Source organism: Maribacter flavus (genome assembly GCF_008386635.1).
Lineage (GTDB): Bacteria > Bacteroidota > Bacteroidia > Flavobacteriales > Flavobacteriaceae > Maribacter > Maribacter flavus.
In genome coordinates this window covers 379,151-403,939 of the sequence record NZ_VUOE01000003.1, presented here as the reverse complement: position 1 = coordinate 403,939, position 24,789 = coordinate 379,151, and the positions used below count along the sequence as shown (strand labels likewise).

Below are 24,789 nucleotides of genomic sequence, written 5' to 3'. Positions count from 1 at the left end.
GCTCAAGGTCTGGGAATCTGTATTGTCCAAGTAGCCGCTTAAGTCAGCGGTAGTATCAGCACCCGTCCCGTTGGATAGGGTCAACGTGTTCGTGCTCAAGCTTATCTGCTGGTTGTCCGTGTTCACGAAACCGCTCAGGTCAACGCTGTTACCGTCCGCAATGGCCAAGGTATTTCCTGTAAGGCTCAACGTCTGGTCATCCGTATCCGTATCTATGCTACCGATATCTATGGTATTGCCTCCGGATATGGAAAGATCCGTACCGCTAAGGCTCAAGGTCTGCGAATCCGTGTTCACGAAACCGCTCAGGTCGACACTATTGCCGCCCGTTGCAGGATTCGTCAGTGTCAACGTGTTTCCGCTTAGGCTTAAGTCCGTAAGCTCGTTCGTGAGGCTACCGTCTACTTCCGTGAAGGTATTGTTCACAACATACGGGTCGCCCGATGTTCCGCTTCCAGTTACGTTGATGTTCGTGCCACTGTTCACTATCGTCTCAGAACCATCGGCCGTTGGCAATGTGATTGTATTACCGCCCGTAATGGAAAGGTCGTTGCCCACGATGCTCAGGTTCTGATTGTCAGTGTTGTCCAAATAACCACTAAGATCTACCGTAGTCGCATCACTGCTCAAGCTAAGGGTATTTCCACTAATACTTAAATCTTGTATCTCATTGGTTACGCTGCCGTCAACTTCCGTTCCAGTAACGACATACGGGTCGCCCGTTGTACCGCTTCCCGTTACCACGTTGATACCGCCTCCGTTCACTATCGTCTCAGCTCCCGTCGCCGTTGGCAATGTCACCGTGTTTCCTCCAGCAATCGATAGGTCGTTGCCGGTAATGCTCAAGGTCTGGGAATCTGTATTGTCCAAGTAGCCGCTTAAGTCAGCGGTAGTATCAGCACCCGTCCCGTTGGATAGGGTCAACGTGTTCGTGCTCAAGCTTATCTGCTGGTTGTCCGTGTTCACGAAACCGCTCAGGTCAACGCTGTTACCGTCCGCAATGGCCAAGGTATTTCCTGTAAGGCTCAACGTCTGGTCATCCGTATCCGTATCTATGCTACCGATATCTATGGTATTGCCTCCGGATATGGAAAGATCCGTACCGCTAAGGCTCAAAGTCTGCGAATCTGTACCCACCAAACTCGATAGGTCCACAGTGGCCGAAGTTCCGCCCTCGATGTCTATCTGTAACTGGTTGCTGCCATCCAGTGTGGCTCCCGTCAAGTTCTGGTCGTCGGTACTACCAGCGGCAAGTTCAGACAAAGCGCCCTCAACGTCCGTGGCCGTGAAATTACCTGCCACATCGGCGATGTTCACCTCACCTGCAGTCTGGTCATCGGTTCCGACAAGTCCGGATAAATCCACGGTTTCGGAAGTACCTCCCTCAATGCCGATGGTAAGTTCGTTCGTAGCCCCGTTGAAGCTCGAACCACTGATATTCTGGTCATCGGTTCCAGTACCATCTTGAAGTCCCGAAAGGTCAATCACAGGATCTATCTGGTTTGGAACGTTTAATGTAAGGTCGGTACCTGATAGAGAACCTCCAGTAACGAAGTCGTTCCCATCTGAACCGCCTGCAAGTACAAGCGCATCTATACGAGCATCAATTTCTTCGAGTACTCCCTCTACCTGGTTATTTGCGAAGTTTCCTCCTACATCTGCAACGGTTACTTCAGCTGCAGTCTGGTCATCGGTTCCGACAAGTCCGGATAAATCCACAGTTTCGGAAGTACCTCCCTCAATGCCGATGGTAAGTTCGTTCGTAGCGCCGTTAAAGCTGGAACCGCTTATGTTCTGGTCGTCCGTACCCACCAAACTCGATAGGTCCACAGTGGCCGAGGTTCCGCCCTCGATGTCTATCTGTAACTGGTTGCTGCCATCCAGTGTGGCTCCCGTCAAGTTTTGGTCGTCTGTATTGGTTGCCGCAGCGATGTCCGCCAAAGCTATCGTTACCGTTCCGCCATCGGAATCCGTCAAAATAAGGTTGGTTCCATCCTCCGTCAAACTGGCGTTCGTGGTGTTCGTGTCCGCCAATGCCGCGATGTCCGCAACGGGGACGCTCACAGTGCCGCCGTCGCTATCGGTGATGACCAAATCGGTTCCGACTACCGCGAAGGTCGCGTTGGTCGTATTGGTGTCCGTCGCAGCGGCGATGTCCGCCAAGGCTATCGTTACCGTTCCGCCGTCATTGTCCGTCAAAATAAGGTTGGTTCCATCCTCCGTCAAGCTCGTGTTCGTGGTGTTCGTGTCCGCCAATGCCGCGATGTCCGCAACGGGGACGCTCACAGTGCCGCCGTCGCTATCGGTGATGACCAGGTCCGTACCGACCACAGCGAAGGTCGCGTTGGTCGTATTGGTGTCCGTCGCGGCGGCGATGTCCGCCAAGGCCAAGGTTACCGTTCCGCCATCAGAATCCGTCAAAATAAGGTTGGTTCCATCCTCCGTCAAACTGGCGTTCGTGGTGTTCGTGTCCGCCAATGCCGCGATGTCCGCAACGGGGACGCTTACCGTACCGCCGTCACTGTCGGTGATGACCAGGTCCGTACCTACCACCGCGAAGGTCGCGTTGGTCGTATTGGTGTCAGTGGCGGCTGCCAAAGCTGCCAGGGAAACGGATAATATGGTGCCGTCGGAATCTTCAAGTTCCAAATTGGAACCATTGATCTCCAATCTATTATTTGTAGTATTTGTATCAATATCCGCCAATGGAATGGTCACCGTACCGCCGTCACTGTCGGTGATGACCAGGTCCGTGCCCACCACCGCGAAGGTCGCGTTGGTCGTATTGGTGTCCGTCGCAGCGGCGATGTCCGCCAAAGCTATCGTTACCGTTCCGCCGTCACTGTCCGTCAAAATAAGGTTGGTTCCATCCTCCGTCAAGCTCGTGTTCGTGGTGTTCGTGTCCGCCAATGCCGCGATGTCCGCAACGGGGACGCTCACAGTGCCGCCGTCGCTGTCGGTAATCACCAAATCGGTTCCGACTACCGCAAAGGTCGCGTTGGTCGTATTGGTGTCAGTGGCGGCTGCCAAAGCTGCCAGGGAAACGGATAATATGGTGCCGTCGGAATCTTCAAGTTCCAAATTGGAACCATTGATCTCCAATCTATTATTTGTAGTATTTGTATCAATATCCGCCAATGGAATGGTCACCGTACCGCCGTCACTGTCGGTGATGACCAGGTCCGTACCGACCACCGCGAAGGTCGCGTTGGTCGTATTGGTGTCCGTCGCAGCGGCGATGTCCGCCAAGGCTATCGTTACCGTTCCGCCGTCACTGTCCGTCAAAATAAGGTTGGTTCCATCCTCCGTCAAGCTCGTGTTCGTGGTGTTCGTGTCCGCCAAGGCCGCGATGTCCGCAACGGGGACGCTCACCGTGCCGCCGTCACTATCGGTGATGACCAGGTTAGTACCGACCACAGCGAAGGTCGCGTTGGTCGTATTCGTATCTGTGGCAGCTGCCAAAGCTGCCAGGGAAACGGATAATATGGTGCCGTCAGAATCTTCAAGTTCCAAATTGGAACCATTGATTTCCAATCTATCATTTGTAGTATTTGTATCAATATCCGCTAATGGAATGGTCACCGTTCCACCGTCGCTGTCGGTGATGACCAGGTCCGTACCGACCACCGCGAAGGTCGCGTTGGTCGTATTGGTGTCCGTCGCAGCGGCGATGTCCGCCAAGGCTATCGTTACCGTTCCGCCGTCACTGTCCGTCAAAATAAGGTTGGTTCCATCCTCCGTCAAGCTCGTGTTCGTGGTGTTCGTATCCGCCAATGCCGCGATGTCCGCAACGGGGACGCTCACAGTGCCGCCGTCGCTATCGGTGATGACCAGGTCCGTACCGACCACAGCGAAGGTCGCGTTGGTCGTATTGGTGTCCGTCGCAGCGGCGATGTCCGCCAAGGCCAAGGTTACCGTTCCGCCATCGGAATCCGTCAAAATAAGGTTGGTTCCATCCTCCGTCAAGCTCGTGTTCGTGGTGTTCGTGTCCGCCAATGCCGCGATGTCCGCAACGGGGACGCTTACCGTACCGCCGTCACTGTCGGTGATGACCAGGTCCGTACCGACCACAGCGAAGGTCGCGTTGGTCGTATTGGTGTCAGTGGCGGCTGCCAAAGCTGCCAGGGAAACGGATAATATGGTGCCGTCGGAATCTTCAAGTTCCAAATTGGAACCATTGATCTCCAATCTATTATTTGTAGTATTTGTATCAATATCCGCCAATGGAATGGTCACCGTTCCACCGTCGCTGTCGGTGATGACCAGGTCCGTACCGACCACCGCGAAGGTCGCGTTGGTCGTATTGGTGTCCGTCGCGGCGGCGATGTCCGCCAAGGCTATCGTTACCGTTCCGCCGTCACTGTCCGTCAAAATAAGGTTGGTTCCATCCTCCGTCAAGCTCGTGTTCGTGGTGTTCGTGTCCGCCAATGCCGCGATGTCCGCAACGGGGACGCTCACAGTGCCGCCGTCGCTATCGGTGATGACCAAATCGGTGCCCACCACCGCGAAGGTCGCGTTGGTCGTATTGGTGTCCGTCGCAGCGGCGATGTCCGCCAAGGCCAAGGTTACCGTTCCGCCATCGGAATCCGTCAAAATAAGGTTGGTTCCATCCTCCGTCAAGCTCGTGTTCGTGGTGTTCGTGTCCGCCAAGGTCGCGATGTCCGCTACCGGTACGCTCACCGTACCGCCATCGCTGTCGGTGATGACCAGGTCCGTACCGACCACCGCGAAGGTGGCGTTGGTCGTATTGGTGTCCGTGGCCGCGGCGATGTCCGCCAAAGCAATCGTCACTGTTCCGCCGTCACTGTCCGTCAAAATAAGGTTTGTTCCATCTTCGGTAAGGCTCGTGTTCGTGGTGTTCGTGTCCGCCAAGGCCGCGATGTCCGCTACCGGTACGCTCACAGTTCCACCGTCGCTATCGGTGATGACCAGGTTCGTGCCGACCACAGCGAAGGTGGCGTTGGTCGTATTGGTGTCCGTCGCAGCGGCGATGTCCGCCAAGGCCAAGGTTACCGTTCCGCCATCGGAATCCGTCAAAATAAGGTTGGTTCCATCCTCCGTCAAACTGGCGTTCGTGGTGTTCGTGTCCGCCAATGCCGCGATGTCCGCAACGGGGACGCTTACCGTACCGCCGTCGCTGTCGGTGATGACCAGGTCCGTACCGACCACAGCGAAGGTCGCGTTGGTCGTATTGGTGTCCGTCGCAGCGGCGATGTCCGCCAAGGCTATCGTTACCGTTCCGCCGTCACTGTCCGTCAAAATAAGGTTAGTTCCATCCTCCGTCAAGCTCGTGTTCGTGGTGTTCGTGTCCGCCAATGCCGCGATGTCCGCAACGGGGACGCTCACAGTGCCGCCGTCGCTGTCGGTGATGACCAGGTCCGTACCGACCACAGCGAAGGTCGCGTTGGTCGTATTGGTGTCCGTCGCAGCGGCGATGTCCGCCAAAGCTATCGTTACCGTTCCTCCGTCACTGTCCGTCAAAATAAGGTTCGTGCCGTCCTCAGTTAATGAGGTGTTGGTCGTGTTCGTGTCCGCCAATGCGGCGATGTCCGCTACCGGTACGCTCACAGTTCCGCCATCGCTGTCGGTGATCACCAAATTCGTCCCCACCACCGCGAAGGTCGCGTTGGTCGTATTGGTGTCCGTAGCGGCCGCGATGTCCGCCAAGGCAATGGTCACCGTGTTGCTATCGGAATCCGTCAATATAAGGTTCGTGCCGTCCTCGGTCAAGCTCGTGTTCGTCGTGTTCGTGTCCGCCAAGGCAGCTATATCGGCTACCGGTACGCTCACAGTTCCGCCGTCGCTATCGGTAATCACCAAATTCGTCCCGACTACCGCGAAGGTCGCGTTGGTAGTGTTCGTGTCCGTTGCAGCGGCGATGTCCGCCAATGCAATGGTTACCGTGTTGCTGTCGCTGTCCGTCAGTATAAGGTTGGTGCCGTCTTCCGTCAGACTGGCGTTCGTCGTGTTCGTGTCAGCCAATGCGGCAATATCCGCTACCGGTACGCTCACAGTTCCGCCGTCGCTATCGGTAATCACCAAATTGGTTCCGACTACCGCGAAGGTAGCGTTGGTAGTGTTCGTGTCCGTTGCAGCGGCGATGTCCGCCAATGCAATGGTTACCGTGTTGCTGTCGCTGTCCGTCAGTATAAGGTTGGTGCCGTCTTCCGTCAGACTGGCGTTCGTCGTGTTCGTGTCAGCCAATGCGGCAATATCCGCTACCGGTACGCTCACCGTATTGTTTTCGCTATCGGTAATCACCAAATTGGTTCCGACTACCGCGAAGGTAGCGTTCGTCGTGTTCGTGTCCGTCGCAGCGGCGATGTCCGCCAATGCAATGGTTACCGTGTTGCTGTCACTGTCCGTCAATATAAGGTTGGTGCCGTCTTCCGTCAGACTGGCGTTCGTCGTGTTCGTGTCAGCCAATGCGGCAATATCCGCTACCGGTACGCTTACAGTTCCACCGTCGCTGTCCGTGATGACCAAATTCGTCCCTACCACCGCGAAGGTCGCGTTCGTCGTGTTCGTGTCCGTCGCAGCGGCGATGTCCGCCAATGCAATGGTTACAGTATTGCTATCGGAATCCGTCAATATCAGGTTCGTGCCATCTTCGGTCAAACTGGCGTTCGTGGTGTTGGTGTCCGTTAAAGAGGCTATTTGTGCTAGTGGAATACCTACCATATTTCCATCTGAATCCACCATGACCAAATCTGTTCCCATAACCAAAAAGGCGTTATTGGTGGTATTTGTGTCAATCGATGCTGCAATATCGGCTAAAGCTAGAGTTACCGAATTTCCATCAGAATCGGTCAAAATCAAATTAGTTCCGTCCTGAGTAAAACTTGCATTTGTAGTATTATTATCCGTAGCGGTCAATTCCCAAGAATCACCATCCCAGAAATAGATGGTACCTGTATTGGTATTCACATATAAATCGCCGAGGTCCGCTCCTGCAGGAGTTACAGATCCAGCAGCGGTAACAGCAGTTCCTTGTAATACCTCACAGTTACATTGGTCTTCCAATGTTACGGTCGTTTGTGCGAACGTGATTCCGGATATAAATAAAAATATCCATAAAATTCTTTTATCCATCGCCTTATGTTTACTTAAGTACTTTGTCATTTTATGATTGACCCTGTTATTATCGTTGTTCAAATCCATAGTTAGTTGGTACTCTATTTCCACCGTAGGCACACCACGGCATGTTAATTCTTTACAAAATTAGATTTACACCTAGCCCAGTGAAATAATTGTTGTGTAAGTGGAATTTCGCACGGTCTACGTCCTGAAAAATGAGGTTATAGCTTTTAAAAATGTTCAAAAGATAGCGGGTACTTTATCGATTAGCCCAATATTTACAGTGGCTTTCAAAGGTACGCTTGTAGCCAAAAAACTACACTTATATTGTATTATACAGATTAGTTCTTCTTTATCCGGTAGGTAATCCTCTTGTTCGTAATCAAGGAGTTTGCCCTAATTTCACTTAAAGGAGAAAACTCAGAAGTGCTATTTGACAACGTTGCGGTAGCCGTAATCAACTCGCCAATGGTCACTCCGGGAGGTAACGGAATGGTGAACTTAAATTTGTTGGTGTCGTCCGTATTTCCGTCCATATCGGTATATGGTAGAACATTTGAATCCTGATCCGACCCGCTGCCTTCGACCAAGGTTGCAATATACACCTGACCTTCCCCATAGTCCCTTAAAAGACCCAATTGATTGTCCCCGGTACTGGCATTTCCTTCGTTAATATCGGTCGTAAAAAATTCCAAGGTCGCTCCAGGTCGTGACCAACCTTCCACTGTTAATGAAGTAGCGCTTCCATATACACCCGATATGATAGGGAAATTGAGGCTGCCGTTAGGTCCACCATCGGCATCGTTCAAATCATTTAAGGTAACACCATCGCCTAAAATATCTATACCCAAGGCTGGTGCATTAGTACCATTTGCATAAAATGAGTTTCGACTAATAAGATTACCACTTCCGGAACCAACTAGGGTAATACCCGCACCACCGTTGCCATATATCACGTTATTGGTTATCTGGGAGTCGCTACCTGCCAATTTTATACCCATATCTTCAGGTCCACCACTACAGTTTCCCCCGTTCTGGCCAGAACCTGTAATCGTATTATCAGATATGATAATATTGCCTAAGGAAGAAGCTGCATCTATTCCCAAAGAGGCCGCATTCTCAATTAAGTTTTGTTGTATAACTATACCACTACCCCCATTGATTAGGATGTTATCATCACAAGCGGCGTCACCATTCGAGGTAATATGATTGTTCTGGATAATGTTTGATGTTCCACCGTTGATAAGTATACCACTATCTGTAGTGGTGGCAATATAGTTGGAATCTACCAACAAATTTCCGCCTAAATTCTCTACTGCAATGTCGATATTACCTGCATTTACCCCAGAGGCACTTACTCCCAACAGGTTGTTTTGAATGTCAATACTTCCACCATCTATCCGAATACCCGCATTGTTGTTGGCATAAACTGAAAGATTCCTAATTTGGGTATTATTCGCATTTATTTTAAACACATCACCACCATTCCTATGGACTTGAATCTCCGGTAAATCATAATTTGGTAAGGCTAGTGAAGAAATTCCTACTTGAGTTCCCCCACCACCAACAGTACCGGTATTGGTGTTCCCCGAATAAGCTGTCTGGGTTCTACCGTCAATTTTTGTATTGTCCGAGCTTATATTACTTAGTGGGTTTCCATTTGAAATAAAAATATCAAAATAACCTCCGGAATAATTTGAATCTGCCGTTCGACCCAATGGATCGCTTGAAGTGGATATCATAAAGACCGATGTGTCCTCTCCCGATACCGGATCAAAGAGCGCGTTTGCTTCAATATCAAGGCCTGTCTCATCAAGGTTGTTGGAATTTACTATAAACTGCTCCAGAGATCCCTGACCGTCCTCGTTTGTGTTCACAATGGTATTAAAATTATAACCAAAATCGATATTGCCCAATCCTCCTCCAGCAATGGTTACGGAGCTAACGGATTGAGCTCCACTGAAAGTCCCAGCACCAACGTCTTCTTGGTCTGGGAATGCCCCTCCAATCTCGTCAGTAATGTAATTGTAAGAGGTACCATTATGGGAAGTTCTAAATGTCTGTATTGGCCAACACGCAGTGCAGGCGGTTCCCCCTCCTCTACTGGACCTAACCGTAGAATTTACTACGCGAATATTATAGGTTCCATCCGCCATACCGCCAAAGGCATATTCTCCGTTGGCATCCGTGGTCTCAGAATTCCATAAATTACCCAGATTGTCATAAATCTCTACCGTAGCACCTTCCACAGGAATACCGGAAGATGTGGCCATGTCTCTTCCCGATCCTCCGCCGTAATTTATATCCTCAAAAACGGTTCCTGCTATCAAGTTTGATTGTACCTTGAGCACGACAGCATTAGATATTACAAAGTCCTGACCCATGGCTACATTGGCCGTGAATTGGGTATCGCCAGGGTCTAGGATACTCGTTAGGTCGTAAGTGTCCCAGTCCAAGCCGTATGATGTGGTAATATTTATAGTTGTAGGTGTAGTATTATCATAAATGGTACTATTATAGGGATTATTCCCAGTCTGTCCTCCATCACCGGTTAAATCGACGGCTGGATCTCCAGGCACACTGATGGATAAATTTTCTACCACCGTGCCTGATCCGGCACCCACGATGTTTTCATCGCCTTCCCATGATAAAAAGGAAGCTTTTGACCCTGCCCCGCTGATAGCATAAAAACTATCCAATGTATAACTGTTTGTATCATCGCTTATTCCATAAAAGCCTTGGTACACATTTATTGTTGATACAGGTAAAGATGATTCCTCATAAAATACCATAAGTGCCCAACCTCCCAATACCGTTGAGGAACTACAGTAGGTAGCTGAATTATCTATATCTAAATCCGTAAACGTGAAATCAGCCGTGTTTAAATTTGCCTTTGCCTGTACAATGGAAGTTACATCACTTACATAGCCGTTAAACTGCCTTGTAGTAATGAAGGAAGTATAGGCCTGGTCCGCTGTAACGTTTTGTCCTTCAAAGGTCACATTTGTATCCAATGTACCATTGGAATGGGCCCAATACAGATATGCCTTTTCAATAGTGGCACCTACAGGAACATCAACCAAAAGGGGTGCCTGAGAAGTTGCTTGTATCTGACAAGCATCGTTGTTGGAATTATTATTAGGAAGGGTTCTTAATGATCCTCCCGTGGAAGTGTAGTCAAAGTTACCATTGAACTCTCGAACCAGTACTAAAGGAGGGTTAACTTGAACTTCATCATCGTTAATAGTAATCGTTCCGTTATCAGTAATATCAACCGAAGGATTACTTGAGCCAGTTAGGTCCAAAATGAAACTTTCCGGCCCCTCAAGTAAACTATCATCCAATATTGTAACCGTCACCGTTTCAGTATCTCCAACGGTACCAGAAAAATTTAGAGTTCCAGAATTAAAGTTATAGTCCGACCCACTTACAGCAGTATTGTCAACAGTTTGAAAGTTAACGCTAAAACTACCTGTATTAGTTGCTGTATGGGTCACCGTAATGTCAACAGTACCAGCAGTTTCATCTACGGAAACATCGGTGATTTCAACTACTGGGTCATAAAATGCCGTAAATAACACATTATCGATAAAAATAGTATCTCCATTTTGCCAGTCAGTATCCCTGGGATAAAAAATGATTGCTGGATTGGAATCGATTTCGGCAGCGGTGAGATTGTATGTTATGGTACCAGTAGTATTACTGTCTACACTCCCTACCAAATTCCAAAACGCCGTATTACTGTTATAAATGTATACATCCATGATTTCTCCACCCCTAGATGTACCGTCAAAATCCAAGGTCAGTTGAACACTTGATGCTCCTGCCAATGGTACAAATCGATAAATCCAATCATCATCACTATTAGAAAAGCGCAAACGCCCTGAAGTAATTCTTGTAGAACCACTACCGGGATTGTTATTATCATTGTTCTCAATCCAATTAGAACTAAAATTCTGACTACCATCATTATTTGAATATGAAGCAGAACTAAAATTATCCCTAAAGGTCTCCTGACTCCAGGAAACATCAGCAGCTACCATTAAAAAGATAATCAAAAGCAGTTTAAAGAACTTCATTTCTATACAACTTTTTGCAATTAAACGAAGTTAAAGCTTGAAAAAGGTATCAATAAACAATTGTTGTGAAAGGGCTAATCGATGAAGTGTGGCCCTTAAAAAACGTTATTGGGTTATATTCAAAGCGGCACCCAAACAGAAAAAGGCAGCCAATTTGGCTGCCTTTTCGTATTAGTATTATTGTTCACTTTATTCGAAAATAATGAATTCAGACCTTCTATTGACGTCATGATTGGCCGCAGAGCATGGAACTCCATCGGCACATTCGTTCAAAAGCTTAGATTCACCGAATCCTTCGCTCAATAATCGGTCTTTGGAAATACCCTTATTGATCATGTAATTTACCGTAGATTCCGCCCTTTTCTGTGACAGCCATAAATTATAGGCCGCAGGCCCCCTACTGTCCGTATGGGAATTGACCTTGATTTTTAGACTGGGATATTTTTCCATAGCCGCGATCACCTTTTCAATTTCAACTTCGGAGTCTTTTCTAATATTGTACTTGTCAAAGTCGAAATAGATAGTGCTCAATTGTAGGAGTTTTGCCAAATCATCGCCGTAGCCTGCAGTCACCCTATCCCTTTCCAAATAAAAGTCGATGATTTTTGGTTTGCCATCGGATACGCCAATATACTCCTCATGGGGAGTATATCCTTCCATCAAAGCCCGCACAAAGTTGCCATGGTTACAATCCAATACCAAACTATAAGTACCCTTGGAATCCGTAATCGTGGACAAAAGTTCTTCGTTGTCCTCATTGATCACTTTTACAGTGGCTCCCACCAGAACCTGATTTGAAATTTTATCCCTAACCGTACCGGTAACCTGTTGTATGCAATCAAAAACCAAGGGTTCGTTTTCAATAAAGGCGTAAATATCGTCATAGCCCATTCCGTCATCCCTATTGGACGCAAAATAGCCTTCTCTGTTCTCCTCATTAAAGATAAACGTAAAATCGTCCTTAACGCTATTTACAGGTTCTCCCACGTTCATTATATTCCCGTTGAAGTCCTTCCTTTTTATTTTTGTTCCGAAGACATCCAAACCACCTAAGCCCGGGTGGCCATCCGATGAAAAATAGAGGATTTCCTCCTCCGTCACGAACGGAAATGTTTCACGAGCCTCCGTATTTATGTTACTCCCTAAATTTACGGGGGTACCAAAAGTACCGTCCTTATTGATTTCTACCATGAAAATATCCGAGGCACCGAGGGTACCCGGCATGTCCGAAGCAAAATACAATGTTTTTTCATCCGGACTCAGCGCAGGGTGCGCCACCGAATAAGAGTCGCTGTTGAACGGAAGTTCCTCCACCTCGCCCCAAATGCCATCATCCATCATTTGGGCCCTAAAAATTTTTAGCCGAATAATACCCTCCTCGTCCTTTTTATATTTTCCCTCCACGATATTATTTCTGGTAAAATAAAGGGTTTGGCCATCGTTGGTGGTTATGGAAGTGGATTCATGTAGCCGTGTATTCACATAGTCGTCCAATTTTACCACCTTGCTTCGTGTGGCACTATCGGCATTAACTTTATATAAATCCAAAAAATCCTTGCCGTTCCAAGTGTGCCTATTTCGGGCAAAGTTTCCGGTATCCCTATCCGAAGAAAAAATTAGACCTTCCTTGTAAAAGGATGGGGCAAAATCCGAATAGGGCGAATTGTATTCAAAAGTTTTCAATTCATATCTTCCGGAGTTCTTTTTTATTTCTGCCAGGTAATCTTCCGCGCTCTTAAATTGCCGGGCCCTGACATCGTTACCCGTTATTTGGGTAAATTTGTTCATTATCTCACCCGCCTTTTCATATTCCTCCAAGGATTTTAAAGTTTGGGCGTATTTGAAATAATCCTCCGCACTCACTTCAGCTTCAAATTCATTCACCAATCGGTCAAAGGTTTCCCCCGCTTCTTTGTAGTCTGCATTGTAATAATAGGAATTCCCCAATTTTCTTAGCAAATCTGCGGAAACATAACCTTTGTCCAAGACTTTTTTATAAATATCTATGGCAGGACTAAAGGAATATTCCTCGTACTTTTCATTTCCTTTTTTTAAAAACCGTTCCTGGGCAACCAAAGTTCCCGAAACCAATTGGGCCATTATTAGCAAAAAAAGGATATGTACTTTTTTAAACATGTGCATACTTTAAAAGAATCGGGGTGATACCAAACGTTGAAAAGATCTGACCAATTCAAATCTTAAAAAGACCTCAAAAGAACCGTCATTGAACTGGGTTCCACCAAGTTCCGTTGTTTCCCTGTCGTAGGCCAGTCCTAACATAAATTGTTCGGAAACTTGAAAACCTACCAAGGCACTAAGCGCGGCATCCCAACGATAAGCCGCACCAAAGGTAAATTTATCATTAAACATGAAATTGGCGGACAGGTCCACTTGTAGTGGGGCTCCTCCCACCATCTTGGTCAATAAAGCGGGTTTGAATTTTAAGTTGCCGTTCAGGTCAAAAACGTAACCTGTTATAAAGTAAAAGTTGATTCTTTCCTGTGAAACAAATTGAACGGAACTTGCGTCCCTGTTGGTATTATCAAAATATTCGGTCTGCAACAAGTTGGGGGCGGATAATCCAGCATAAAAACTATTGGTGTGATAGTACATCCCCAATCCGAAATTTGGAGAAAATCTACTGTCAATATTATCGGTACGAACCACCTCGTTGTCAAAATTTCTAAGCTTGGCAAAATCTAGACTTAAAATGTTTCCTCCAGCCTTTAATCCGAATGAAAGTTTTGCGTCCCTGGAAACATCAATGGTATAGGAAACCATGGCATCCAAATAGGTCTCTTGTACGGTTCCATCACCAATTTCGTCATTTACAATGGACACCCCATAACCCAGTTTACTATTTCGTATGGGGGAATGAAGGTTGAGTGTAAACGTACTTGGGGCACCTTCCAATCCCACCCATTGGGAACGGTACAGACCTGCCATACTTAATTGACCCCGAGATCCCACATACCCCGGATTCACGGTCATCGTATTGTACATGTACTGTGTATATTGTGCATCCTGCTGCGCACTTGCCCCCTCTAGAAAGATAAAAGTAATAGCTAAAAAAGTTAGTATCCTGTATCTGATATTCATATAGTTATGCTTTTATCTGCTGATGTAAATATACTCACTATCCACAACATTCTCTCCGTCCAAAGTGGTGTAATTAAAAATGTAAAAATAGACTCCCGATGGCAAATATTCTTCCACACTTAAGGTTGACCTACCTCTAGAACGGCCATCAAAAACGTTGGTCTGATTATTGTAGTTTTCCCCTTCGTATACCGAAACGCCCCATCTGTTAAAAATTCTCAAGGTACTCTGTCTGATATTTTCTGTACCACGGATGAATAGAAAATCATTGCGTCCATCCCCATTGGGTGTTAGCATTTGATTAACTTCCACTTTTAGGCTCGTAATTTCCTCCACGGTAATACTGACTGTTGCCGTGTCGCAGTTCCCATCCGTATCGCAAACGGTATACTCGAAACTGTCGGTTCCGCTAAAACCTTCCCGTGGAGTATAGGTTACCGTATCATCTGAAATATCGCCCGGGGTTCCGCCGTCGTTAATTTCCACTGTTCCATTTGAAGGGGCAGTTACCGTTAATTCTCCATCCATAGGTATTCCGGAATCATTGTTTAGAATATCAATTTCAATGGAAGTATCCTGTGGCGTGGAAACTTCATCGTCCACAAGATCCAATATTGGTGGTGTCCCCACGGTTATGGTTACCGTAGCTGTGTCGCAGTTCCCTTCCGTGTCGCAAACGGTATACTCGAAGCTATCGGTTCCGTTGAACCCGACATCCGGGGTGTAGATAAGTACATTATCCGTGATATCCTCCGGAGTTCCATTATCGTCAATCGCTACGGTTCCGTTGCTGGGCTCGGTGACCGTCAACTCCCCATCCGAAGGAATTCCCGTGTCATTGGCCAACACATCGATATCAATAACCGTATCCTGGGGCGTGGAAACTTCATCGTCCACCGCATCCAACATTTCTGGTGTGCCCACCATTATGTTTACCGTAGCTGTGTCGCAGTTCCCTTCCGTGTCGCAAACGGTATACTCGAAACTATCAGTTCCGTTGAAACCATCTTCTGGAGTATAGATCAATACATCATCCGTGATATCGTCTGGAGTTCCTCCATCATTTATCTCTACTATTCCATTGGTCGGTTGGGTCACAGTAAGTTCCCCGTCTGATGGTATGTTCATGTCATTTGCTAATACATCGATATCGACAACCGTATCCTGTGGCGTGGAAACTTGATCGTCCACCGCATCCAGCATCTGAGGTGTTCCCACCGTAACGGTTACAGTTGCCGTGTCGCAGTTACCGTTGGTGTCGCAAACGGTATACTCGAAACTATCAGTTCCATTGAAACCATCTTCTGGAGTATAGATCAATACATCATCAGTGATATCGTCTGGAGTTCCTCCATCATCTATCGCTACTGTTCCATTGGTCGGTTGGGTCACAGTAAGTTCCCCTTCTGATGGTATGTTCATGTCATTCTCCAATACATCAATCTCCGTTACAGTATTCTCAGGGATTGAGACCTCATCGTCTACAACATCAACTATCTCTGTCGATGGATCTAAATAATCGGGCGTACCATCACTATCGGTGTCGTCATTGGTTGGGTCGCCATCCCCGTCCGCATCCTCATCGGGCGTGTCGATACCGTCCCCATCGTCATCAAGGTCACGGTAGTTCACGTCCTCCGTCCCGTCCGTATCCGGCAGGTCGTTGGCCGGGTCGTCGATTTCGTCGTTCACATCAAAACCGTCGTTGACATCGCTGCCCTCGTAGCCATCGTCCAATCCGTCGCCATCGGTATCGGTACCGGTAAATGTCTGGTCAGGGATACCGTCGAAATTGAAGTCGTTGCCTTCATTGTTGTCCGGCACGGAATCATTGTCCGAATCGTTATCCAGATAGTCCACCTCGTCAGTACCGTCCGTGTTCACAGGGGTAAGACCATCTGGATAGGCACTGTTCACGCCATCGTTGCTTGCATAGGTAGCCGCGTCGTCGTCGTTCGGTGCTATGTAACCGTCCGTAGTCTGCGCCTCCACATTGTCAGGGATGCCGTCGTTGTCGCTATCGATGTCCAAATGATTTGGGTATCCGTCACCATCGGAATCCAAGGGATCTGTCAGCGGGTCGTTGTCACCGTCGAGGTTTGGGTCTTCAACGGTATCCAAAATCCCGTCATTGTCATCGTCCAAATCGGCGCTATCAGGGACCCCATCACCGTCTGTGTCCGTACCTGGGGAATCGGGGTCAAGATAATCGGGCGTACCATCACTATCGGTGTCGTCATTGGTTGGGTCGCCATCCCCGTCCGCATCCTCATCTGGCGTGTCGATACCGTCCCCATCGTCATCAAGGTCACGGTAGTTCACGTCCTCCGTCCCGTCCGTATCCGGCAGGTCGTTGGCCGGGTCGTCGATTTCATCGTTCACATCAAAACCGTCGTTTACATCGCTGCCCTCGTAACCATTATCCAGACCGTCGCCATCGGTATCGACACCGGTAAATGTCTGGTCAGGGATACCGTCGAAATTGAAGTCGTTGCCCTCATTGTTGTCAGGGACCGAATCATTGTCCGAATCGTTATCCAGATAGTCCACCTCGTCAGTACCGTCCGTGTTCACAGGGGTAAGACCATCTGGATAGGCACTGTTTACGCCATCGTTGCTTGCATAGGTAGCCGCGTCGTCGTCGTTCGGTGCTATGTAACCGTCCGTAGTCTGCGCCTCCACATTGTCCGGGATGCCGTCGTTGTCGCTATCGATGTCCAAATGATTTGGGTATCCATCACCATCGGAATCCAAGGGATCTGTCAGCGGGTCGTTGTCACCGTCGAGGTTTGGGTCTTCAACGGTATCCAAAATCCCGTCATTGTCATCGTCCAAATCGGCGCTATCAGGGACCCCATCACCATCTGTGTCCGGTCCTTGATTATTGTCCACATCCAAATAATTTGGCCTGCCATCATTATCTGTGTCGTCATCGGTAGGATCGTTGTTACCGTTAACATCTTCTTCAGGCGTTGTCAATCCGTCATTATCATCGTCCAAATCCCTAAAGTTCACGTCGTCAGAGGCGTCAGTATTTGGAAGGTCATTGGCCGGATCGTTAATTTCATCGTTCACATCGAATCCGTCGTTGACATCGCTGCCCTCGTAGCCGTCGTCCAATCCGTCGCCATCGGTATCGGTACCGGTAAATGTCTGGTCAGGGATACCGTCGAAATTGAAGTCGTTCCCTTCATTGTTATCAGGCACCAAATCATCATCACTATCAAAATCTTGATAATCTGGCTTGTCAGGTGGCGGTGTACCATCGGTATTTACAGGTGTCAACCCACCAATATATGCGCTATTGACTCCTTGGTTTGAAATGTAGGTAGCAGGTTCGTCGGCATTAGGAGCAATATAACCCATGGTTGATTGCGCCTCCACATTGTCAGGGATACCGTCATTATCCGTATCAATATCCAAATGGTTGGGATATCCGTCATTATCCCTATCATTAACCGCTATCCCTTCTCCAGCACCCGGATATGATTCATAAACATCATCCAATCCATTCCCGTCTGAATCGACTCCCGATTTTGGTCTGTAGGTATGGAAATTTTGACCTTCCAGATTATCTAGTATACCATCATTATCTGAATCCAAATCCAAATAATCCGGTACCCCGTCACTGTCCGTATCCGTAGGGTTGGTTGCAGGGTTATTATCCCCATCATGATTTTTATCTTCTACCGAATCAAGAATTCCATCCCCATCATCGTCAATATCTTCATGGTCGTACACCCCATCGCCATCATAATCAGTGAAATATGGTGAATAACTAGAACCCCTGTTTGCGCGAATGGCACCAATTAAAAAAGTTCCAATTAATAATAGGATAAAGTATTTATGGGAAAGGGCAGTTATTTCAATTTTGTATAGTCTAGTTTTCATAATGACAGTTTATTAAAACAATCACCATGACAAGTATGAAATTCAGGATAGGATTTGGGATTTCCTTGGTGAAAATTATGCGCAAGATACTTTATAAATATTCAGTTGTTGGGTAATTCGGTCAAGTTGTTAATAATTCTCCATAAACTGTGAAAAAGTTTATTTTCCTAGTATTTATAGTATTGATTAAGACACCTTTAACCTTTTTAAGGTCACAAAAATTCGCATTATTTTTTACTACAAATACTATTGTAACCTAGATGTATAAATTAGCTTATTTTTGCGCCAAATTTTAATGCATGAGCTTTAAGAAAGAGATAGAAAGAAGGAGGACATTTGGCATTATTTCGCATCCGGATGCGGGAAAAACTACCCTTACTGAAAAGTTGCTCCTTTTTGGAGGGGCTATTCAAGAAGCCGGTGCCGTAAAGAACAATAAAATAAAGAAAACTGCCACCAGTGATTTCATGGAAATTGAACGACAGCGGGGTATTTCCGTGGCAACTTCTGTCTTGGCATTCATATACAAGGATAAAAAAATCAATATCCTGGATACCCCCGGTCATAAGGACTTTGCAGAGGATACTTTTAGGACCCTAACCGCAGTAGATAGTGTAATCGTAGTAATCGATGTTGCCAAAGGTGTTGAGGAACAAACAGTTAAGTTGGTTGAGGTTTGCCAAATGAGGAAAATTCCCATGTTGGTATTCATAAATAAGCTCGATAGGGAGGGACAAGATGCCTTTGACCTTTTGGATGAACTTGAGCAAAAACTAGGGCTTTCCGTTACCCCTCTTAGTTTTCCCATTGGCATGGGATATGACTTTAAGGGCATTTACAATATTTACGAAAAGAACATCAATCTCTTTAGCGGTGATAGTAAGAAAAATATAGAAGAGACAATTGCCTTTGATGATATTGAAAGTCCTGAACTGGAAAAAATCATTGGAACCAAAGCAGCTGAGAACCTTAGGGGCAACCTAGAATTGGTATGGGGCGTATATCCAGATTTTGACAAAAATCTTTACCTAAAAGGAGAACAGCAACCGGTGTTTTTCGGTTCAGCCCTGAATAACTTTGGGGTGCGTGAATTGTTGGATTGTTTTATAGAAATCGCACCCTCGCCAAAATCAAAAATGGCGGAGGAACGTCTAGTGAATGCCGATGAAAAATCCTTGACAGGATTTGTATTCAAGATTCATGCGAACATGGATCCCAAACACCGGGACCGATTGGCTTTTGTGAAGGTGGTATCCGGAACTTTTGAAAGAAACAAACCTTACTTACACGTTAGACTGGATAAAAATCTGAAGTTTTCTAGTCCGAATGCCTTCTTTGCCGAAAAAAAGGAAATTGTGGATATTTCTTATCCAGGGGATATCGTAGGGCTCCACGACACAGGAAATTTTAAAATTGGGGATACTTTGACCGAAGGTGAAGTTCTCCATTATAAAGGCATCCCAAGCTTTTCACCAGAACATTTTAGATATATAAATAATGCGGACCCAATGAAATCCAAACAACTAAATAAAGGTATAGATCAGTTGATGGATGAAGGCGTCGCACAGCTTTTCACTTTGGAGATGAACGGCCGTAAAGTTATTGGGACCGTAGGTGCCCTACAGTTTGAGGTCATTCAATATCGACTGGAGCATGAATATGGTGCCAAGTGTAGCTACGAAAATTTTCCGGTCTACAAGGCTTGTTGGATAGGCACGGAGAATAGGAAAAGTGAAGAGTTCAAGGAGTTTATCCGAGTAAAACAGAAGTTTTTGGCTAAGGACAAGCGAGGCCAATTGGTTTTCTTGGCAGATTCACAATTCTCGCTTCAGATGGCGCAGCAAAAATATCCTTCCGTAAAACTGTATTTTACTTCCGAGTTCGAATAAAAAAATCCACCTTTTGGTGGATTTTTTTATGCTTCTCCCGTGGGCCCAAAATTCATTGGTATTGCTGGCTGTTCGTAATCCCTAATGGTTCCGTGGGCCTTCTCAAAGCGCTGTACATTTTCATTGAGCGCCTTTAAGAACTTTTTGGCATGTTGTGGCGTCAAAATAATTCTACTTTTGACCTTGGCCTTTGGAGCACCCGGCATCATACTTATGAAATCTACAACAAATTCAGAAACAGAATGATTTATAATGGCCAAATTGGAATATGTCCCTTCGGCGGTCTTTTCATCTAGCTCAATATTGATTTGCTTTTGTTTTTGATTTTTAGTTTCACTCATACTTGTAAGTAAAAAAATAACAATTAAAAAAGCCCTCGCATTAACGAGGGCTCTTAACTTTAAAATCTCAAGGCCTCTTTTCTGGCCATTATCTCATCATATTCTTCCTTAGATCCAACTATGATGTTCTCATAGTCCCTCATACCTGTACCTGCTGGTATTTTATGTCCTACAATTACATTTTCCTTCAATCCTTCTAAGGTGTCCACCTTACCACTCACAGCAGCTTCGTTTAGTACCTTGGTCGTTTCCTGGAAGGAAGCAGCGGATATAAACGATTTAGTCTGTAAGGAAGCACGGGTAATACCCTGCAAAATTGGCGTTGCGGTTGCCGCGATGGCATCCCTAGCCTCTACCAATGCCTTGTCTCCACGTTTTAAAATGGAATTCTCGTCACGTAGTTCGCGAAGCGTAACGATTTGACCTGGTTTAAGGTTTTCTGAATCACCGGCATCCATCACCACTTTCTTACCAAAAATCTCATCGTTCTCAATAATGAAATCATCTTTGTGAATCAATTGGTTTTCCAAGAAAATAGTATCTCCCGGATCTTCGATTCTTACCTTACGCATCATCTGTCGTACGACGACCTCAAAGTGTTTATCGTTGATTTTTACACCTTGCAAACGATATACCTCTTGTACCTCATTTACCAGGTATTGCTGTACTGCGGATGGTCCTTTGATAGCCAAGATATCCTCTGGTGTAATAGATCCATCGGATAGTGGCATACCAGCTCTAACGTAGTCATTTTCCTGAACAAGAATCTGGTTAGAAAGTTTCACAAGATATTTTTTTATCTCGCCCAATTTTGATTCGATAATGATTTCTCGGTTACCCCTTTTTATCTTACCGAAAGAAACGACACCATCAATCTCGGAAACAACAGCCGGATTAGAAGGATTACGTGCCTCGAACAATTCGGTTACCCTTGGAAGACCACCGGTAATATCCCCAGCCTTGGCAGATTTACGTGGAATCTTAACCAAGATTTTACCTTCTTTTATCGTATCACCATTGTCTACCATAATGTGCGAACCAACAGGTAAGTTATAGGAACGTAGCGTCTCTCCTTTAGTATCCTGAATAAGAAGCGTTGGAATCAACTTTTTGTTTCTGGATTCGGAAATTACCTTTTCTTGGAATCCTGTCTGTTCGTCAATCTCAACTTGGTAGGTAACACCTTGCTCTATGTTTTCGTATGCAATTTTTCCAGGGAATTCAGAAACGATAACGCCGTTGTATGGATCCCAAGAACAAATCAAATCGCCTTTTTGAACTTTACCGCCATCCTCAACAAAGAGTTGTGAACCATAAGGTATATTGTTCGTGCTCAAGGTAATTCCCGTTTTAGCATCTACTACCTTGATTTCAGTCGTTCTGGAAATTACGATATCTACAGGTTTACCTTCTGAATTTTCACCTTTTACGGTTCTCAAATCCTCAATCTCGGCGATACCCGCGAATCTAGCTTCCAACTTATTATCCTCAGAAATGTTTCCGGCGATGCCACCTACGTGAAAAGTACGAAGCGTTAACTGCGTACCTGGTTCACCAATGGACTGTGCAGCGACAACCCCAACGGCCTCACCTCTTTGAACCATCTTATTCGTAGAAAGGTTCCTTCCATAACATTTGGCACATATACCTTGTTGCGCCTCACAAGTCAGTGCAGAACGAACCTCAATCGTTTCAATAGGTGAAGCTTCAATTTTCTTGACATCGGACTCCATGATTTCCTGACCGGCCTTCAATAACATCTCCTCAGAAATTGGGTCATACACATCGTGCAAGGATACACGACCAAGTATTCTTTCTCCCAAGGACTCCACTATTTCCTCGTTTTTCTTCAATGCCTGAACCTCTACACCTCGTAAGGTTTCACAATCCTCGATATTGATAATAACATCTTGGGAAACATCCACCAAACGACGCGTTAGATAACCGGCATCAGCTGTTTTAAGAGCCGTATCCGCAAGTCCCTTACGTGCACCGTGCGTAGAAATAAAGTATTCAAGAATTGAAAGACCTTCCTTAAAGTTGGAAAGAATCGGGTTTTCAATAATTTCTCCACCACCTGCAGTCGATTTCTTCGGCTTCGCCATCAATCCTCGCATACCTGTCAACTGACGAATCTGTTCCTTGGAACCCCTAGCTCCCGAATCAAGCATCATGTACACAGAGTTAAAGCCTTGCTGATCTTCCCTGATACGCTTCATGGCCAATTCGGTCAACATTGCGTTCGTGGACGTCCACACATCGATTACCTGATTGTAACGTTCGTTATTGGTTATAAGACCCATGTTATAGTTGGCCATAATACCATCAACCTGACCGTTTGCATCATTGATCATATCGTGCTTTTCTTCGGGGATAATGATGTCCCCCAAGCTGAAGGACAATCCACCTTTAAAAGCGAACTCGTATCCCATAGTCTTTATCTTGTCCAAGAAATCAGCAGTAGTTGGCACATCGGTAACGGATAGTATGTCACCAATAATATCCCTTAGGGATTTCTTGTTCAATACCTTATTGATATAACCAGCAGCTTCGGGTACTTCCATGTTGAACAATACCCTTCCCACGGTAGTTGGAATAATCTGGTATACCAATTCTCCAGCTTCATTAAAATCCTTCGCCCTAACTTTAATACCAGCGTTCAACGCAACTTTTCCTTCGTTGAAAGCAATTTCCACTTCTTCTGCGGAATAGAAAGTCAAACCTTCACCTTTTACTGGAACTTCCGGCGTAGATTTACGCTCTTTGGTCATATAGTACAGACCCAAGACCATATCCTGGGAAGGTACCGTTATTGGCGAACCATTAGCAGGGTTCAAAATATTATGGGAAGCCAACATCAACAATTGTGCTTCCAAAATGGCCTCAGGACCCAACGGAAGGTGAACCGCCATCTGGTCACCATCAAAATCCGCGTTAAAGGCGGTACAAACCAATGGGTGCAGACGAATGGCCTTACCTTCAATCAATTTGGGCTGAAATGCCTGAATACCCAATCTGTGTAGTGTAGGGGCACGGTTCAGCAATACCGGATGTCCTTTCAGGACATTTTCCAAAATATCCCAAACAACAGGCTCTTTTTTATCTATTATTTTCTTGGCGGACTTCACCGTTTTTACAATACCCCTTTCAATTAATTTCCTAATTACGAAAGGCTTGTATAGCTCGGCAGCCATATCTTTTGGAAGACCACATTCAAACAATTTCATTTCAGGTCCTACAACGATAACCGAACGTGCGGAGTAATCCACCCGCTTACCAAGAAGGTTTTGACGGAAACGACCTTGTTTACCCTTCAAGGAATCCGAAAGGGACTTTAAAGGTCTATTTGATTCCGTTTTAACCGCCGATGCTTTTCTTGTATTGTCAAAAAGAGAATCCACGGCTTCCTGAAGCATACGTTTCTCGTTTCTAAGAATAACTTCCGGTGCCTTTATCTCAACCAACCTTTTTAAACGATTGTTTCTGATAATGACCCTTCTGTACAAATCGTTCAAATCGGAAGTTGCGAAACGACCACCATCCAAAGGAACCAACGGTCTTAATTCTGGCGGAATTACCGGAATGACCTTCATGATCATCCACTCTGGAAGATTCTCACGATTGTCCTGGGACTCCCTTAAGGCCTCAACAACTTGAAGCCTCTTTAGAGCCTCGGTTTTTCTTTGCTTGGAAGTCTCCGTATTTGCCTTGTGCCTCAATTCAAAAGATAGGTCCTTTAAATTGATTCTGCCCAAAAGATCTATCAAACATTCCGCACCCATCTTGGCGATGAACTTGTTTGGATCGGTATCCTCCAAGTACTGATTCTCTTGTGGAATTGACTCCAAAATGTTCAGATATTCCTCCTCAGTCAAGAAATCCATTTTTTGGATTTCCTCTCCCTCAGGACCTTTGGCGATACCAGGCTGAATTACTACATACCTTTCGTAGTAAATGATCATATCCAATTTCTTGGAAGGAAGACCTAACAAGTACCCGATTTTATTCGGTAAGGAACGGAAATACCAAATATGTGCGACAGGAACCACTAAATTGATATGACCTACCCTATCCCTACGTACCTTTTTCTCGGTAACTTCAACACCACATCGGTCACAAACAATACCTCGGTAACGGATTCTTTTATACTTTCCACACGCACATTCGTAGTCCTTCACAGGTCCGAATATACGCTCACAGAACAATCCGTCACGTTCCGGTTTGTGGGTTCTATAATTGATTGTTTCAGGCTTTAAAACCTCACCTCTGGACTCTGCCAAAATTGCTTCGGGCGAAGCCAATCCGATTGAAATTTTATCAAACCTTTTTACTTGGTTATTATCTTTTAATCTAGCCATAATAGCGTACTGATAATGATTTTAAATGTGTTTAAAACAGCCTCTTAAAGACCAT

8 protein-coding genes are annotated in these 24,789 nt (G+C 46.1%); 1 reads left to right on the top strand and 7 read right to left on the bottom strand.

Translation table 11 applies throughout. From position 1 onward, the window contains the following. The 5 genes from F0361_RS17910 to F0361_RS17890 all read right to left on the bottom strand — a co-directional run. Nucleotides 1–7,092: beta strand repeat-containing protein (locus tag F0361_RS17910; protein WP_154920763.1), on the bottom strand; the 7,092-nt coding region annotated here is incomplete at its 3' end. Between the two features lie 326 nt (nucleotides 7,093–7,418). Beyond that, nucleotides 7,419–11,156, bottom strand: coding sequence for a Calx-beta domain-containing protein (locus F0361_RS17905; RefSeq protein ID WP_154920762.1), 3,738 nt, complete (start codon nucleotides 11,154–11,156; stop codon nucleotides 7,419–7,421). 189 nt (nucleotides 11,157–11,345) lie between these two features. Next, nucleotides 11,346–13,292: an OmpA family protein gene (locus tag F0361_RS17900; protein WP_154920761.1), complete on the bottom strand. Its 1,947-nt coding sequence runs from the start codon at nucleotides 13,290–13,292 to the stop codon at nucleotides 11,346–11,348. Nucleotides 13,293–13,301: 9 nt separating this feature from the next. Then, on the bottom strand, nucleotides 13,302–14,255 hold the full coding sequence (locus tag F0361_RS17895; protein WP_154920760.1) for a PorP/SprF family type IX secretion system membrane protein: 954 nt from the start codon (nucleotides 14,253–14,255) through the stop codon (nucleotides 13,302–13,304). A gap of 12 nt (nucleotides 14,256–14,267) precedes the next feature. Continuing rightward, nucleotides 14,268–18,146 (bottom strand): Ig-like domain-containing protein, encoded by a 3,879-nt coding sequence (locus F0361_RS17890; RefSeq protein WP_154920759.1) that lies wholly within the window; start codon nucleotides 18,144–18,146, stop codon nucleotides 14,268–14,270. A 299-nt stretch (nucleotides 18,147–18,445) separates the two neighbouring features. Between F0361_RS17890 and F0361_RS17885 the strand changes: the two genes are divergently transcribed. Next, nucleotides 18,446–20,035, top strand: coding sequence for a peptide chain release factor 3 (locus tag F0361_RS17885; RefSeq protein WP_154920758.1), 1,590 nt, complete (start codon nucleotides 18,446–18,448; stop codon nucleotides 20,033–20,035). A gap of 26 nt (nucleotides 20,036–20,061) precedes the next feature. Here F0361_RS17885 and F0361_RS17880 read toward each other — a convergent pair whose 3' ends face one another. After that, the gene (locus tag F0361_RS17880; RefSeq protein WP_138259567.1) at nucleotides 20,062–20,376 is read right to left on the bottom strand and encodes a DUF3467 domain-containing protein; all 315 of its coding nucleotides are present in this window, start codon (nucleotides 20,374–20,376) and stop codon (nucleotides 20,062–20,064) included. A gap of 59 nt (nucleotides 20,377–20,435) precedes the next feature. Then, nucleotides 20,436–24,734 (bottom strand): DNA-directed RNA polymerase subunit beta', encoded by a 4,299-nt coding sequence (rpoC, locus tag F0361_RS17875; RefSeq protein ID WP_154920757.1) that lies wholly within the window; start codon nucleotides 24,732–24,734, stop codon nucleotides 20,436–20,438. Between the last annotated feature and the right edge of the window lie 55 nt (nucleotides 24,735–24,789).